This window comes from Shewanella sp. 553, from assembly GCF_059338375.1.
Genome location: NZ_CM181701.1, coordinates 2,898,274 through 2,914,289, shown reverse-complemented (window position 1 = coordinate 2,914,289; position 16,016 = coordinate 2,898,274). Strand labels below are relative to the sequence as shown.

Genomic DNA, 16,016 nt, shown 5'->3' with positions numbered 1-16,016 from the left:
CGGGCTTGCGACAGTTAGCTTGCGACGATATTGAGTAGCTTACCAGGGACATAAATCACTTTACGTATGGTCTTGCCTTCGGTGTGTTTAATCACGCCTTCTTGCGCCATACCCAAAGCTTCAACTGCGTCTTTATCGGCATCGGCCGCGACCGTGATTTTAGCACGTAGCTTGCCGTTAACTTGCACTATGATAAGTTTACTGTCTTCCACTAGCGCCGCCTGATCGACTTCAGGCCACAACACCTCTTCAATCGCTTGTTCGTGTCCTAAAGCTTGCCATAGGCTGAAACACGTGTGCGGAATGATTGGGTACAGTAGACGTACCACAGCGCAAAGCGCTTCTTGCATTAAGGCGCGGTCTTGCTCGCTCTCTGCTGGGGCTTTTTGCAGACGGTTCATCAACTCCATTACCGAGGCGATGGCGGTATTAAACATCTGACGACGCTCAATATCATCACCCACTTTAGCAATGGTCTTGTGCAGCTCGCGGCGCAGCTCTTTCTGTGCTGGATTGAGCGCAGTGAGATCTAAGCTCGTGGTCGGCCCTTGAGACACATGGTCGTGTGCCAGTTTCCATAAACGCTTGATAAAGCGATGCGCGCCTTCAACACTCGACTCTTGCCATTCCAGAGTTAGCTCTGGTGGCGCAGCGAACATCATAAACAAACGTACGGTATCGGCGCCGTATTTATCGACCATCTCTTGTGGGTCAATACCGTTATTTTTAGATTTAGACATCTTGCTCATGCCGGTATAAACCAGTTCATGGCCTTGGCTGTCTACCGCTTTAACGATACGGCCTTTGTCGTCCGTTTCGGTGACGGTGGCATCATTTGGTGAAACCCAAACGCGGGCGCCTTTCTCGTCGTTGTAGTAGAAAGCATCGGCCAACACCATTCCTTGAGTCAGTAGGCGTTTGGCTGGTTCATTACTGTTGACCAAGTCCATATCACGCAGCAACTTGTGGAAAAAACGGAAGTAAAGCAGGTGCATACATGCGTGCTCAATACCGCCGATATATTGATCCACAGGCAACCAGTAGTTGGCTTTCGCAGGATCTAACATCTGGTCTGCGTGTGGGCTGCAGTAACGAGCATAGTACCAAGATGACTCCATAAAGGTGTCAAAGGTGTCGGTCTCTCTGAATGCTTCTTGGCCATTAACTTGAGTCTTGGCCCACTCTTTGTCCGCCTTGATTGGGCTTTGAATACCATCCATCACCACATCTTCTGGCAAGATGACCGGCAGTTGATCTTCTGGCGTTGGCATTACAGTGCCATCGGCGAGTGTGACCATAGGAATAGGAGCCCCCCAGTAACGCTGACGAGAAACTCCCCAGTCGCGCAAACGGAAGTTAACTTGGCGCTTACCTTTTCCTTCGCTCGATAGCTTGGCATCGATGGCATCGAATGCCGCTTGGAAGTCCAGACCATCTAGCTCTGGGAATGCGTCGCCAGAGTTAAACACAATGCCTTTTTCGGTATAAGCTTCTTTACTAATATCAAGCTCACCATCGACTGGCTTAATCACGCCCTCGATTGGCAGGCCATATTTAGTGGCAAATTCATAGTCGCGTTGGTCATGACCTGGAACCGACATCACCGCGCCAGTACCGTAGTTCATCAACACAAAGTTAGCTGCCCAAATAGGCACTAACTTACCCGTGAGTGGATGAGTCGCTTTAAGACCAGTATCGACGCCTTTTTTCTCCATCGCAGCCATAGCGGCCTCGGTGGTGTCGGCATTTTTACACTCTTCGATAAAGTCTTTAAGTGTAGGGTTGTTGGCCGCGGCTTGCTCAGCGAGTGGGTGACCGGCGGCAATCGCCACATAAGTCACACCCATAACTGTATCGGGACGCGTGGTATAGATATCGAAACTCTGCTCGCTATCAGCTACTTGGAAGGTCATCTCTATGCCTTCACTGCGACCAATCCAGTTGCGCTGCATGGTCTTGACTTGCTCAGGCCATTCATCGAGTTGGTCGATGTCGTTGAGTAGCTCTTCGGCGTAATCGGTGATTTTAATAAACCACTGAGGGATCTCTTTTTGCACCACTTCGGTGTCACAGCGCCAGCAGCAGCCGTCTTGTACTTGCTCATTGGCGAGTACGGTTTCATCGTTGGGGCACCAGTTAACCGCCGAGGTCTTTTTATAGACTAGGCCTTTTTCGTACAGCTTAGTGAAGAACCATTGTTCCCAGCGGTAGTACTCTGGGGTACAGGTGGCGATTTCACGGCTCCAGTCGTAGCCAAATCCCAGCATTTTCAGCTGGTTTTTCATGTAGTCGATATTTTCGTAAGTCCAAGGAGCTGGCGCCGTCTTGTTATTGATTGCCGCATTTTCAGCTGGCAGGCCAAATGAGTCCCAACCGATAGGTTGTAGGACATTTTTACCCTGAAGACGCTGGTAACGTGCAACTACATCGCCTATGGTGTAGTTGCGAACATGGCCCATATGGAGTCGGCCAGAAGGGTATGGAAACATCGAGAGGCAGTAAAACTTCTCCTTGCTTTCATCCTCGGTTACTTCAAATGTTTTTGTGTCTTGCCAGTGCTGCTGCACCTTAGCTTCAATCTCTGAAGGTAGATATTGCTCTTGCATTGATGATTCCCGGCCATGTCGCCTATTATTTGATCTTGCGCACGTTGTGCGCGAGTGAGATCTGCATAGAATAAACTAGAAGTGAGTCATTAAAAAGGTTCGCATGAAGGAGTATTGAACATGAGTCAAAGAAGTGCCGAATTACTATCGCTTTATCAGGCCCTGATCACGCAGGTTAAGTTGGATTTTGCCGACGATAACTCTATGACAGTAAAGGAGTTATATAAGCTTGTCACTAACAGTAAGGACTTTTTGGCTCTCAAACAACAAGCTAAAGCGGAAGAGTTAGCTTTAGTCGAACAATTTTTAAAACGTGATATCGCTGATTACTTGCAAGAGAAAAATGCTACCGACTTAAGCCATAGCCCTACAGTTATCGCGGTAGAAAATACGTTATGGCATTGGTTAAGTGAAATTACTGACCGTAGCCAAGTGGAGTGGCATGAGGTCACGCAAGACTTTAAACATAATGGCCTGTATCAGAGTGGTGAAATTATCGGGCAAGGGACGTTAGTGTGCACCGCCTGTGGCCATGAGATGCGCATTGAGTTTCCAGGGGTGATCCCCGACTGCCCTGAGTGTGATTGCGGGCAGTTTACTCGTGAGGCGCTAACGCCTTAGGGTTAGCTTATGAGTGTCATCAATCTCTTTAACGGCGGCACGGTAGCGCTAATGAGTCTTTGTTCTTAGCGCTACCATCACTATCGAAACGGCTAAGTGGTTAGCTTAATGTTTAGCTTAGTGTTTAGTTGATTTTCATACCTGTACGCTGAGCAATTGATAATCGCTCAGCGCACAAGCCATCGGCGCACAATCACATACCCCAATACGCCCCAACTAAATAGCAATATTGGCCATTGTCCCCAGCGGCTAAACAGCGTTTGCCCTGTCATTAGTGGGATACTGGCGTGTAATACCCCAGTTTCAAATTGCGGTAAGCTGGCGGTGATCTCGCCATCAACATTTACCACTGCGGTGACGCCATTATTGGTGCCCCTGACTAAGGGGCGACCCAGCTCAATGGCGCGCATCTGGGCAATCTCCATATGCTGCAAAGGACCATTTGAGCGGCCAAACCACGCGTCGTTAGACACCGTCAGCAGTAATTCGGTGTTGTTGGTCACATTAGCGCGCAGTTGCTCAGGAAAGGCTATTTCGTAGCAGATAGCGGGCGCGACTTGATGGCCTAGGGCATTGAGATTAGGTTGCTGATAATCGCCGCGAGCAAATGAAGACATGGGTAAGTTGAAAAAAGGTGCTAGCGGGCGTAGCAAGGACTCAAAGGGCACAAATTCACCAATAGGGAGAAGGTGATGCTTTCTAAACTCATTAATTCCATTGGCTTGATAATCCGGGCTACTTTGCATCGGCGCCTGGTGATTGCCTAAGACAATAAGCGAGTTATAAAACTGCTGTTGTTGACGGCTGATAATGCCGGTAATGATGGCGCTATTATTAAGATTGGCCACCTGATTGGCATTGTCGAGAAAATCACTCACCATATCTTCAGGAGCGGGAATTGCAGCCTCTGGCCAGATAAAAATATCGGTATTAGCAAATTCAGGTCGCGACAAGTCCATATATTTAAGCATGGTGGGCCATAGGGCTTCGGGCTGCCATTTCATGCTTTGGGCAATATTGCCTTGCACCAAGGTGACATTAACCTGTTTACCGGTAGGCGTGATGGGTGACAGTACTTTAGTCATGTAGCTCGCTGAGCAGGCCACTAATACGATGATGAATAAAGGCGCGCCGCGCTTTGCCAATGATGTTTTATGAGCGCTAAACAGCAACGCAAGCGCGCCAGCCAACAGTGCTACTAGGTAACTGAGGCCGAGTGCGCCGATCACACTGGCTAATGGACTCAACGGGCCGCTGGTTTGGCTGTACCCGGCCCATAACCAAGGAAACCCCGTCAATACCCAGCCACGAGACCATTCGGTGAGCATCCAAAGGGCAGGGAAGAGTAATAGGTTGCGCAGATAATGCGATTGCGGCGTCAGCTTGGCCAGTAAATAGCCTGCCAGCGCAGGATACAGTGCCAAATACAGGGCCAATAACGCCATTAATCCAATAGAGGCCGCCAGCGGCAGGCCGCCGAAGGTGTCCATGCTCACGTGCACCCAGCTAATGCCTACTGAGAAGCAGCCAAAGCCAAAGCTAAGCCAATAGTAAAATGTCAGCTTCGGTGAGAGTGGCTGGCTTTGACTAAGGGCAAAGGCCATTGAAACCAGATAGATAGGCCATAGGCCATAGGGAGCAAACGCAAGGGTAGTGCTGGCACCCGCCAGATAGGCGAGCACCAGTTTTAACCAAGGTTGATGGGCTATAGCCCTAAGTGGTAGCAGCATTTAAGCCTCATCAAGGGGATACGAAACTAGTCGTTATCGTTGTCAGTTTGGTTATCGGGTAATTTAACCCTGAGTTGGACCAGTCTGCGGGTATCGGCGCTAATGACTTTAAATTCTATATCGTCGATCATCACCTTTTCATTACGTTCAGGCAGGTGCCCAAAAGCATGGGAGACCAAACCACCGACAGTATCAAATTCTTCGTCACTAAAGTGAGTACCAAATTTTTCATTAAAGTCTTCAATGGGCGTTAAGGCTTTAACCATATAAAGCTGTTTGCCCACTTGACGGATTTCCGTTTCTTCGGCCGAATCGTGGTCAAATTCATCTTCAATTTCACCGACAATCTCTTCGAGAATATCTTCAATCGTCACCAAGCCCGATACGCCACCATATTCATCGACGACAATCGCCATGTGGTAGCGTTGTGAACGGAACTCTTTTAATAAGACATCAACACGCTTGCTCTCTGGCACAACAACAGCAGGGCGGATCACTTGCCCTAAAGAAAAAGGTTCGTCGTTGTTTTTAAAGCCGTATTTAAGCAGATCTTTGGCAAGTAAAATGCCTTCGATATGATCTTTATCTTCGTTGACGACAGGAAAGCGAGAGTGTGCAGAACCAATGACTGTCGACAGTAGTTCTTCAACTGTACTATCAATCTTTAGCGCCACAATTTGTGCTCGTGGGATCATGATGTCACGCACGCGCAGATCGGAAACTTCTAAAACACCTTTTATCATCTCGCGAGTGTCTTCGCTAATCACTTCTCTTAGCTCAGCATCGTGGATCACTTCCACTAACTCGTCGCGACTCTGTGGTTCGCCCTGGAATAACTGACTTACTTTTTCAAACCAGCCCTTCTTGTGGGCGTTGGTACTCGGTGGGATGTCATCGCTCATAGTAATTTCCTGGCTATTACAGCCAATTATTGCTCCTTGTAAGGATTAGGAAAGCCTAGGCTTTCAATCAGTTGAGTCTCTAAGGACTCCATCTCTTCTGCTTCGCTATCATCGATGTGATCATACCCTAGCAGATGCAGACAACCATGTACAACCATATGAGCCCAGTGGGCTTCTAAGGCTTTATCTTGTTGTTTTGCTTCAGCTTCGACAACGGGTACGCAGATCACTAAATCGCCAAGTAGTGGTAATTCCACTTCTGGAGGCGCTTCAAACGGGAATGATAGCACATTTGTCGGCTTGTCTTTACCGCGATAGCTATGATTTAAGCGTTGGCTCTCTTCTATGTCAACCAGTCGAATCGTCATTTCAGCTTCGGCCATAGTGTTGCCCAGTGCTAAGCGCACCCAGGTTTCAAATTGTGCCTGAGTCGGAAGCGCTTGGCTGTCGGTTGCAATTTGCAGGTCGAGACTCAATGCAAGAGTAGGGTGATCAGACATCATGTTGGGCTTGTTCCTGGGTTTGGTATTGGCTTGCGCGCTTGGCTTTTTCGCTAGCCATTTTTTGCTCATGGGCTTCATAAGCTTCGACAATTCGGGCCACAACGGGGTGGCGCACCACATCTTTGGCTTGGAAAAAGTTAAAGCTCACCTCATCGACATCACTAAGGACTTCAATGGCGTGACGCAAGCCTGATTTTTGGTGCTTGGGCAGATCGATCTGAGTAATATCGCCGGTGATCACGGCGCGCGAATTAAAACCGATGCGGGTTAAAAACATCTTCATCTGCTCGACGGTGGTATTTTGGCTTTCGTCTAAGATGATAAAGGCATCGTTTAGGGTTCGTCCGCGCATATAGGCAAGTGGCGCCACTTCGATAACGCTGCGTTCAATTAATCGTTCGACTTTTTCAAAGCCCATCATCTCAAATAGTGCATCGTATAGCGGGCGCAGATACGGATCGACCTTTTGGCTTAAATCACCTGGCAGAAAGCCCAGTTTCTCACCGGCTTCAACCGCAGGGCGCGTCAGTAAGATGCGTCTTACCTCTTGGCGCTCGAGGGCATCGACTGCGGCGGCGACCGCAAGGTAGGTTTTACCCGTACCAGCAGGGCCAACGCCAAAGCTGATGTCATGGCGGACGATATTGGCCACATAATCACTTTGGTTGGGGTTTCTTGGCTTAATGACACCGCGTTTGGTTTTTATATACAGCTCTTTGTCATCGCGGGGGGCGTCGGCCTCTAGCGCGATGGCAGCTTGAATAGCCATATGAACAGCATCTGGCTCTAAGTCAGGAGTACTGCCTCGTACAGGCTGGGTTTCAACATACAGCTCTTTGAGTAAGTTGTTGGCGGTTAAGCAGTTGCGTGGCAGGCCAACAATTTGAAAATGGTTGTTGCGGTAATTGATCTCAACACCGATGCGGCGTTCTAACTGTTTGATGTTGTCATCAAAAGGGCCGCATAGCGATGCAAGCCTACGGCTGTCAGCGGGTTCGAGATACAAATTGAGGGTGGTTAATTTATTTGACAAAAATAACTCCAAATGATGTTTGTCTGTATCCACAAATAGGGTTAATTCAGACAGTTTACGAGGCATTAAGTTGAAATGCTAACGCTAATTTTAGTGATCGATTCCATTCAAAGGGGACCACAGGTGTAGTGGCCTAGGTGTACTGGCAAGTCGAGCGAGCAATAAAAAAGCGACTGTGATGACAGTCGCTTTGATTCAACTTAGGTTGTCACTCGCCCAAGTGTTTAAGGGATGTACTGGGTGACGCCTAGCTCATCATCTTTCTTGTGCTTAGCTAAGATGTCTGATGGACGAAGATCGCGACGTAAATCCATCTCATCTTCACCACGGATAAAGATACCGCGTAATGAATTAGTGTAAACGTCGACAATTTCAACATCGACAAAGCTGCCAATGTGCTTAGGATCGCCCTCGAAGTTCACCACGCGGTTATTCTCGGTGCGTCCACGTAGCTCCATTGGGTTTTTAACCGATGGCCCTTCGACTAAGATACGCTGCACGGTCCCGAGCATTTGACGACTGTAACGCATCGCTTGCTGGGTGATCCTGTCTTGCAATATGGCTAAGCGCTCTTTTTTCTCTTCCATTGAGACATCATCTGGCAGATCGGCCGCAGGCGTGCCCGGACGAGCGCTATAGATAAAGCTAAAGCTGTGGTCAAATTGCACATCTTCTATCAACTTCATGGTGTCAGCGAAATCTTGTTTCGACTCACCGGGGAAGCCAATAATAAAGTCAGAGCTTATCTGAATATCGGGACGTGCTTTGCGCAGACGACGAATGATAGATTTATATTCAATCGCCATATGACCGCGTTTCATCTGGGTCAAAATCAGATCGGAGCCCGACTGCACAGGCAGGTGCAGGAAGCTCACCAATTCTGGGGTATCTTCATATACATCTATGATATCTTGAGTAAATTCAATCGGATGGCTGGTGGTAAAACGAATACGGTCAATACCGTCGATGGCTGCCACATAGCGCAGCAGTTCGGCAAACGTACAAATGTCATCGTCGTGAGTAGCACCACGATAAGCATTCACGTTTTGGCCAAGTAGATTGACCTCACGCACTCCTTGAGCCGCTAATTGGGCGATCTCTAAAATGACGTCATCGAGCGGGCGGCTGACCTCTTCACCGCGTGTGTATGGCACTACGCAGAAAGAGCAGTACTTGCTACAGCCTTCCATAATCGATACGAAGGCACTTGGCCCTTCGGCACGTGGCTCTGGCAGGCGGTCAAATTTCTCGATTTCAGGGAAACTGACATCGATAACCGCTTTGCCGCCTTGCTGGATTTGGTCAATCATTTCAGGCAAACGGTGCAAGGTCTGTGGCCCAAAGATCAGATCCACACACTGGGCTCTGTCTTTAATCGCCTTACCTTCTTGCGAGGCAACGCAGCCGCCAACACCAATGATAAGGCTTGGATTTTTATCTTTTAAGGTTTTCCAGCGACCAAGCTGGTGAAACACCTTTTCTTGCGCTTTTTCACGGATTGAGCAGGTGTTAAGCAGCAGTACATCCGCCTCTTCTGCATTATCCGTTAAGGTATACCCTTGGTATTCGTCTAGTAGGTCGGCCATCTTTGATGAGTCATACTCATTCATCTGACAGCCCCAAGTTTTAATATGGAGTTTCTTACTCATCAGTTTTGCGCCGTGGTTGCAATTACTGGGAAAAATAGCGCGACATTTTACCCTTTGAGCATCACTCTGGCTACCTTTTGCGCGTTATATATTAGAAATTACTCCGGGCTAAAGGTTTTTGCCGTTAACATTGAAGTTGGCGTTGTGTCGAAAGCAGGTTCAAGGGCTGCCGTTTCGAAGGCTCGGGCCATTGCAAGGCTGCTACTTCTGGCTTGATCTTGTATGCTGTCATAGATTTCAACTCTATATTGACTGCGCCATTCTGTCGTATATTGATATAGGGCATAATCTAGCGGTGCGCGGTAGGTTACAGTAATGACTTCCATAACCTCAGTTTGTTCGGCTAACGCTACATTGGCGATTAATGATGAGGAAATCATTACACTGGCAATTATTGAGCGTTTCATAGTGAACCTCTAATGCAATAAATAGTGAATGTAGGTGCATGAGTGAGTATCCATACTGACTAACGTCCACAACCACTATAGGACAAGCTGGGCTTGGGCTCAGCCGCCTTTGTAACTGAGTGTGAGTGAGTGCTGTGTCAGTCATATTTGCATACGTAATAGGCCTAATTGACATATTTAGACACAGAAATTGGCCGTCCAGCGATCTAAAGTGCTATCGCTATAGGTAATAGCTCTTTGTTTAGTCATAATCGGGCACTAGAAAGTTATCCATCAGGGAGAAAAGCGCAAGGTGAGTCAGAATCAAAGCCAACATCTAGAGCAAGATATCGTGATCCTCGGCGGTGGCATGGTGGGAGCCGCGACCGCAATTGGGTTAGCTCAGCTAGGGTTAAAGGTTGCCGTTATTGAATCTTTTGCGCCTAAAGCGTACAGCCCTGAGCAACCATTGGATTTACGTGTTTCAGCCATCAGCGTCGCTTCTGAGCAGTTGCTGCAACAGCTAGGAGCGCTCGAGGCTATTGCCGCGATGCGTCAAGTTGCCTATAAAGGGCTGGAAACCTGGGAGCTTGATGGGTGCCAGACACAGTTCCATAGCGATCAAGTTGGGGCGACTCATCTTGGGCACATTGTCGAAAATCGTGTGGTGCAACTAGCCTTATGGCAAGCATTTGACCAATATGATAATTTGCAGCTTATCTGCCCGGTGAAGGTCGACCAGCTTAACCGTAGCGAGCAGAGGGTTAGGCTGCAATTAAGTAATAACACAAGCATAGATACTCGCTTGTTAGTCGGCGCCGATGGGGCTAACTCTCAAGTTCGTCAGTGGGCAGGGATCGGTTTGACGGGGTGGGATTATGCCCAGTCGGCGATGTTGATTAATATTGAGACCCAGCAGGAAGAGCAAGATGTCACTTGGCAACAGTTTACTCCCCAGAATTGCCCACGCTCTTTGTTGCCGCTACCGGGTCGCAACGCGTCTTTAGTGTGGTACGACGATGCAAATAGGATTGCGCAGTTAAGCGGATTAAGTTCTGAGGCGATGTACGATCAAATTAACGCCCATTTCCCCGCGCGCCTCGATCGGGCATTTAAAGTGGTGTCTCATGGTAGCTTTAAGCTTACCAGACGTCATGCGCAGCGCTACTATCAGGATAATGTGGTGATTTTAGGTGACGCCGCCCACACGATCAATCCATTAGCTGGTCAAGGGGTGAATATTGGCTTTAAAGATGTGGCTGCATTAATAGCATCGGTTAAAGAGGCAATCGATGCTCAGCGCAGCTGGTGGACTCAAGATGTGTTGGCGCAATATCAGCGCCGCCGCTATGGCGACAATTTGTTGATGATGAGCACCATGGATCTCTTTTATGCCGGCTTTAGTAACAATAACTTGCCGCTGAAATTACTGCGTAATAGTGCACTTAAAATCGCCAATATTGACTCGCCGATTAAACATAAGGTGTTGAAATACGCCATGGGCCTCTAAGCGTCAACTCAAACGAGCTGGCTTTACCTATCATCTAATGGATCGAGCCGCTCACCGTTCAGCCTCCTCACCTCTCATGGCGATTGATTTAGCGGGTGAGGTTAATCGCTTAGGCCTTAGGGCATGGCGCAGTGCTAACCTTCCTTAAATTCCGCTGTCTTCACTACAACAAATTTGTTGCTCGGGCGATAGAGTGCTAAAATGCCGCGTTTTTATGCGCCCTTGCGAGATGGACATAGGTTAAATGAGCAATATTAAGCTGATTGTTGGGCTTGCAAACCCAGGTGAGAAGTACGAGCAAACCCGCCACAATGCGGGCGCTTGGTATGTTAATGAACTGGCGCGCGTTTGCGGCGTAACATTAGTTGCAGACAGTAAATATTACGGCCTTACAGCGAGAGCGACCCTATACGGTAAAGATGTTCGCCTATTGATCCCAACCACGTTTATGAACCTCAGCGGTAAATCGGTTGGTGCCTTGGCTAATTTCTTTCGCATCGAACCCGAAGAGATCCTGGTCGCCCATGATGAACTGGATATGCCGCCCGGCGTGGCCAAGTTTAAACTCGGTGGCGGTCATGGTGGTCACAACGGTTTAAAAGATATCATTGCTAGGCTTGCCAATAATAAAGGCTTTTATCGTTTGCGCATTGGTATCGGTCATCCAGGTGATAAGAGCCTAGTGAGCAATTATGTTTTAGGTAAGGCGCCGCAAGTTGAGCAAAGGTTAATCGAAGACGTGATTGACGAAGCGGTGCGGGCCACCGAACTGTTATTTAAAGAAGATATGAGTAAGGCGATGCATAGACTGCATTCTTACAAGGCGGGTTAATCCATCACATTCTGAAGCAATCAGGTGTGAGCAGCGTTATTATTAGTTGTGCTGATAATACTAATTGAATAAAGGTAAAAATATGGGTTTTAAATGTGGCATCGTTGGCCTACCAAACGTAGGTAAATCGACATTGTTCAACGCACTGACTAAAGCGGGCATCGAAGCGTCTAACTTCCCGTTTTGTACGATTGAACCTAACACCGGTGTGGTGCCTGTGCCCGATCCACGATTAGCGGCATTGGCTGAAATCGTTAAGCCTGAGCGTATTTTGCCGACCACGATGGAATTTGTCGACATCGCAGGCCTAGTGGCGGGCGCTTCTAAAGGTGAAGGGCTTGGAAATAAGTTCCTTGCTAATATTCGTGAAACCGATGCGATTGGTCATGTTGTGCGTTGCTTTGAAGATGACAATATCGTGCATGTGGCGAATAAAGTGTCGCCAGCCAGTGACATTGAAGTGATCAATACCGAATTAGCCTTAGCTGACTTAGACTCGTGCGAGCGCGCTATTACGCGTCAGCAAAAGCGTGCAAAAGGTGGCGATCAAGAAGCTAAGTTCGAAGTCAGCGTGTTAGAAAAGATGCGCCCAGTATTGGACGAAGGTCAAATGCTGCGTTCAATGGACTTAACTAAGGAAGAGTTGGCGGCAGTCGCTTACCTTAATTTCCTTACACTTAAGCCAACCATGTATATCGCGAACGTCGCTGAAGATGGCTTTGAAAATAATCCGCATCTGGATACGGTTCGCGACATTGCGGCCAAAGAGAATGCCGTGGTGGTTGCCGTGTGTGCTGCCATTGAATCTGAGCTGGCTGAGATGGACGCTGAAGACCGTGAAGAGTTTATGGCCGACCTTGGCTTAACCGAACCTGGATTGGATCGTGTGATCCGCGCTGGTTACGAGCTACTCGATCTGCACACCTACTTTACCGCAGGTGTTAAAGAGGTGCGTGCTTGGACCGTTAAAGTTGGGGCGAGTGCACCACAAGCCGCTGGCGTTATCCATACGGACTTTGAGCGCGGCTTTATTCGCGCCCAGGTGATGTCTTATGATGACTTTATTACCTATAAAGGTGAAGCTGGCGCGAAAGAAGCGGGTAAACTGCGTATCGAAGGTAAAACCTATATCGTTAAAGATGGCGATGTAATGCACTTCCTATTTAACGTATAAGCACGAGGCTAATCTTGTTAATAAAATAGCAAGGGGCATCATAGAATCTAAACGGCTCAATACATTATTGAGCCGTTTTTGTATTTTAAGGCCTATATCGATCTGCTATTTAATCCCTGCCTAAGGCCTAATATGGCGCTTTTATCCGCTTTATTGGATAACTGCTGCTCACTTTGGTGAGTTTATAAGCGAACGATGAGGTAAGTGTAAATTAGCGAAAAAAAGCTGTTGACCTCAATACGCTGAATAAGCATAATACGCCCCGTTCCTCACCAAGAGGGACGCGTAAGAAAACGATGGCAATGTAGCTCAGCTGGTTAGAGCACAGCACTCATAATGCTGGGGTCGCAGGTTCAAGTCCCGCCATTGCTACCATCTTATTCGGATGGAAAATGAATGCGTAGCGAGTCGGTATAAGCCCCGGCAATATGGCTACCATCTTCTCTAAGATGTAAAACTTGAGGTAAGCCAACTAGTTGATGATTGATGTTATATCTGTCAGCAGAAATAGGGTTGGTAACATCTTAACCAAGATGTAAAACTAGGTACCGCGTGAGAGTGGTGGATGTTGATAGTTAGACTCGCCATATCTTAATGCCATCTTAATCTAGATGTAAAACCTGATGCAGTGCGGGAGTGGTGGAATTGGTAGACACGCCAGATTTAGGTTCTGGTGCCGTAAGGTGTGAGAGTTCAAGTCTCTCTTCCCGTACCATTTATTTTAAGTTAGAGATTGTAACGTCTTTAACTTGAAGCAAGAAAAGATTGGGGTATCGCCAAGCGGTAAGGCACCGGGTTTTGATCTCGGCATTCCCAGGTTCGAATCCTGGTACCCCAGCCATTTCTTTTTGCTTCACACAGTTTTGGGGTATCGCCAAGCGGTAAGGCACCGGGTTTTGATCTCGGCATCCCCAGGTTCGAATCCTGGTACCCCAGCCATTATCTATATGATAATATGTGGCAATGTAGCTCAGCTGGTTAGAGCACAGCACTCATAATGCTGGGGTCGCAGGTTCAAGTCCCGCCATTGCTACCATCTTATTCAGATGTAAAATGAAGGCGCAACTTGAGTGAGTTGCCATCTTAATCGAGATGTAAAGCTAGGTGCAGCGTGAGAGTAGTGGATGTTGATAGTTAGACACGCCAGATCCATAATGCCATCTTAATCAAGATGTAAAACTAGATGCAGTGCGGGAGTGGTGGAATTGGTAGACACGCCAGATTTAGGTTCTGGTGCCGTAAGGTGTGAGAGTTCAAGTCTCTCCTCCCGTACCATTTATTATAAGTTGCAACCTTGTAGTCTACGAGGATGTAACAAAAGCGAAAGCTTTTGGGGTATCGCCAAGCGGTAAGGCACCGGGTTTTGATCTCGGCATTCCCAGGTTCGAATCCTGGTACCCCAGCCATTATTAACCACCCAAGTCATTGACTTGAGTGAATGGGTTAGCCCCATCATCTTTAATCAGGATGTAAAACTTGATGCAGTGCGGGAGTGGTGGAATTGGTAGACACGCCAGATTTAGGTTCTGGTGCCGTAAGGTGTGAGAGTTCAAGTCTCTCCTCCCGTACCATTTATTAAAAACAAATAAGCCTGTCTTTTTGACGGGCTTTTTTGTGTCTGAAATCTGCTCCTGCTATCTTGCGCCCCTTATTGTTCATTAGTGCTAATCGATGCTCACTCATGGCTTAATCACCCCATAGCAGTCATTTTTATAGTTTTAGAGGCTTAACCCTTAATCACTACATACTGACTAAATCCGCGCGGTTGTTGATATTGCCATCTGTAATATTGCCACCTAAGGCATAGTAGGTCGTCAGAGCGACTGAGTGAATAGAGGGCAAGAAGGTAAAGAATAGCGATGTTTGGGCTGATGGCGCTTCTAATCGCACTTGTACATCGTTTTATTGGTTGCCATACAAATGATGTAAGCCAAGCGCGGGATGATAAGCTGCGCGGACTTAGGGCTATGTTATAGGCAGGACTGGAGATAAAGAGTAGAGCGGCATGTTGTGGGAGGGGACGCTCAGATGGCTGCCATTGAAAGGCATAAAAAAACGCACTCAATTGAGTGCGTTTTCTGTTTAAACAATCTAATTGATTAGTGCTTGAACATCGCAGAGATAGACTCTTCGTTACTGACACGGCGGATCGCTTCAGCCATCACAGTCGACATGGTCAACTGGGTAACCTTATCTAATGCTGCAATTTCAGGGCTTAGCGGAATGGTATCGGTCACAATGACTTCATCAATCACTGATTCAGCAATGTTCTTAGCAGCGTTGCCAGAGAATACTGGGTGAGTCGCATAAGCAAATACTCGGTTAGCACCATGTTCTTTTAATGCTTCAGCAGCTTTACACAGTGTGCCACCGGTATCAATCATATCGTCAACGATAATACAGTCACGGCCTTGAACGTCACCGATGATATGCATAACCTGCGCGACGTTTGCCTGTGGACGACGCTTATCGATAATGGCGAGATCTGAGTCATCAAGTAGTTTGGCGACCGCGCGAGCACGTACTACACCGCCGATATCGGGTGACACTACGACAGGGTTATCTAACTTCTTAGCTAACATATCTTCTAACAGTACTGGGCTACCAAATACGTTATCAACAGGTACATCGAAGAAACCTTGGATCTGCTCGGCATGTAAGTCACAAGTCAGTACGCGGTCAACGCCTACACTTGATAAGAAATCGGCAACCACTTTAGCGGTAATAGGTACACGAGCGCTACGAACACGACGATCTTGACGTGCGTAACCAAAGTAAGGAATAACCGCTGTAATACGGCCAGCAGATGCGCGACGTAACGCATCAACCATCACGATAAGTTCCATCAAGTTATCGTTAGTCGGTGCACAAGTAGATTGAATGATAAATACATCCGCACCACGTACATTTTCGTTAATCTGGACACTGATTTCACCGTCGCTGAAAACGCCAACCTCTGCGTCTCCGAGTTTACAAAATAGACGATCTGCTATCTTCTTTGCGAGACTGGGTGTTGCGTTACCGGCAAATAGTTTAATGTCAGGCACTGTATGAACCTCAGGCGTATGCT

At 47.7% G+C, this 16,016-nt stretch carries 13 protein-coding genes and 8 tRNA genes; 12 read left to right on the top strand and 9 right to left on the bottom strand.

Features of this window, described 5'->3' with window-relative positions; all coding sequences use genetic code 11:
* Positions 1-14: 14 nt before the first annotated feature.
* The gene (leuS, locus tag AC5YBZ_RS12920; RefSeq protein ID WP_494542991.1) at positions 15-2,606 is read right to left on the bottom strand and encodes a leucine--tRNA ligase; all 2,592 of its coding nucleotides are present in this window, start codon (positions 2,604-2,606) and stop codon (positions 15-17) included.
* 120 nt (positions 2,607-2,726) lie between these two features.
* On the opposite strand from leuS, the gene AC5YBZ_RS12915 reads away from it, so the two are divergent.
* Positions 2,727-3,227, top strand: coding sequence for a zinc ribbon-containing protein (locus AC5YBZ_RS12915; protein ID WP_494521147.1), 501 nt, complete (start codon positions 2,727-2,729; stop codon positions 3,225-3,227).
* Positions 3,228-3,394: 167 nt separating this feature from the next.
* Here the strand turns inward: AC5YBZ_RS12915 and lnt are convergent, their stop codons facing one another.
* The 6 genes from lnt to AC5YBZ_RS12885 all read right to left on the bottom strand — a co-directional run bounded on the left by lnt (position 3,395) and on the right by AC5YBZ_RS12885 (position 9,451).
* Positions 3,395-4,957, bottom strand: coding sequence for an apolipoprotein N-acyltransferase (gene lnt, locus AC5YBZ_RS12910; protein ID WP_494521148.1), 1,563 nt, complete (start codon positions 4,955-4,957; stop codon positions 3,395-3,397).
* A 26-nt stretch (positions 4,958-4,983) separates the two neighbouring features.
* Positions 4,984-5,859, bottom strand: coding sequence for a CNNM family magnesium/cobalt transport protein CorC (corC, locus tag AC5YBZ_RS12905; RefSeq protein ID WP_110457830.1), 876 nt, complete (start codon positions 5,857-5,859; stop codon positions 4,984-4,986).
* 26 nt (positions 5,860-5,885) lie between these two features.
* On the bottom strand, positions 5,886-6,362 hold the full coding sequence (gene ybeY, locus AC5YBZ_RS12900) for an rRNA maturation RNase YbeY (RefSeq protein ID WP_110457829.1): 477 nt from the start codon (positions 6,360-6,362) through the stop codon (positions 5,886-5,888).
* On the bottom strand, positions 6,352-7,395 hold the full coding sequence (locus tag AC5YBZ_RS12895) for a PhoH family protein (RefSeq protein WP_475514597.1): 1,044 nt from the start codon (positions 7,393-7,395) through the stop codon (positions 6,352-6,354). Before AC5YBZ_RS12895 ends, ybeY begins: the two co-directional genes overlap by 11 nt.
* 224 nt (positions 7,396-7,619) lie before the next feature.
* Entirely contained in the window at positions 7,620-9,044 is a 1,425-nt protein-coding gene (gene miaB, locus AC5YBZ_RS12890; protein WP_475514596.1) for a tRNA (N6-isopentenyl adenosine(37)-C2)-methylthiotransferase MiaB, read from the bottom strand.
* A gap of 98 nt (positions 9,045-9,142) precedes the next feature.
* Positions 9,143-9,451, bottom strand: a complete 309-nt coding sequence (locus AC5YBZ_RS12885) for a hypothetical protein (protein ID WP_494521149.1) — start codon at positions 9,449-9,451, stop codon at positions 9,143-9,145.
* A 349-nt stretch (positions 9,452-9,800) separates the two neighbouring features.
* Here AC5YBZ_RS12885 and AC5YBZ_RS12880 point away from each other — a divergent pair, with 349 nt between their 5' ends.
* The 11 genes from AC5YBZ_RS12880 (at position 9,801) to AC5YBZ_RS12830 (ending at position 14,517) form a co-directional block, all read left to right on the top strand.
* Entirely contained in the window at positions 9,801-10,940 is a 1,140-nt protein-coding gene (locus AC5YBZ_RS12880; RefSeq protein WP_494543724.1) for an FAD-dependent monooxygenase, read from the top strand.
* A gap of 244 nt (positions 10,941-11,184) precedes the next feature.
* Positions 11,185-11,772, top strand: coding sequence for an aminoacyl-tRNA hydrolase (gene pth, locus AC5YBZ_RS12875; RefSeq protein ID WP_110457825.1), 588 nt, complete (start codon positions 11,185-11,187; stop codon positions 11,770-11,772).
* 82 nt (positions 11,773-11,854) lie between these two features.
* Complete coding sequence (ychF, locus tag AC5YBZ_RS12870) at positions 11,855-12,946, top strand: redox-regulated ATPase YchF (RefSeq protein ID WP_494521150.1); 1,092 nt, start codon at positions 11,855-11,857, stop codon at positions 12,944-12,946.
* Between the two features lie 298 nt (positions 12,947-13,244).
* Positions 13,245-13,321: transfer RNA gene (locus tag AC5YBZ_RS12865), tRNA-Met, on the top strand.
* Positions 13,322-13,576: 255 nt separating this feature from the next.
* Positions 13,577-13,661, top strand: a tRNA-Leu gene (locus AC5YBZ_RS12860).
* Positions 13,662-13,712: 51 nt separating this feature from the next.
* Positions 13,713-13,787: transfer RNA gene (locus AC5YBZ_RS12855), tRNA-Gln, on the top strand.
* Positions 13,788-13,810: 23 nt separating this feature from the next.
* Positions 13,811-13,885, top strand: a tRNA-Gln gene (locus AC5YBZ_RS12850).
* A gap of 20 nt (positions 13,886-13,905) precedes the next feature.
* Positions 13,906-13,982: transfer RNA gene (locus AC5YBZ_RS12845), tRNA-Met, on the top strand.
* A gap of 154 nt (positions 13,983-14,136) precedes the next feature.
* Positions 14,137-14,221 (top strand) — tRNA-Leu (locus AC5YBZ_RS12840).
* Positions 14,222-14,277: 56 nt separating this feature from the next.
* A tRNA-Gln gene (locus AC5YBZ_RS12835) sits at positions 14,278-14,352 on the top strand.
* An 80-nt stretch (positions 14,353-14,432) separates the two neighbouring features.
* Positions 14,433-14,517 (top strand) — tRNA-Leu (locus tag AC5YBZ_RS12830).
* 169 nt (positions 14,518-14,686) lie between these two features.
* Here the strand turns inward: AC5YBZ_RS12830 and AC5YBZ_RS12825 are convergent.
* On the bottom strand, positions 14,687-14,836 hold the full coding sequence (locus AC5YBZ_RS12825) for a hypothetical protein (RefSeq protein ID WP_494542990.1): 150 nt from the start codon (positions 14,834-14,836) through the stop codon (positions 14,687-14,689).
* A 209-nt stretch (positions 14,837-15,045) separates the two neighbouring features.
* Positions 15,046-15,993 (bottom strand): ribose-phosphate pyrophosphokinase, encoded by a 948-nt coding sequence (locus tag AC5YBZ_RS12820; RefSeq protein WP_110457872.1) that lies wholly within the window; start codon positions 15,991-15,993, stop codon positions 15,046-15,048.
* Positions 15,994-16,016 lie beyond the last annotated feature (23 nt).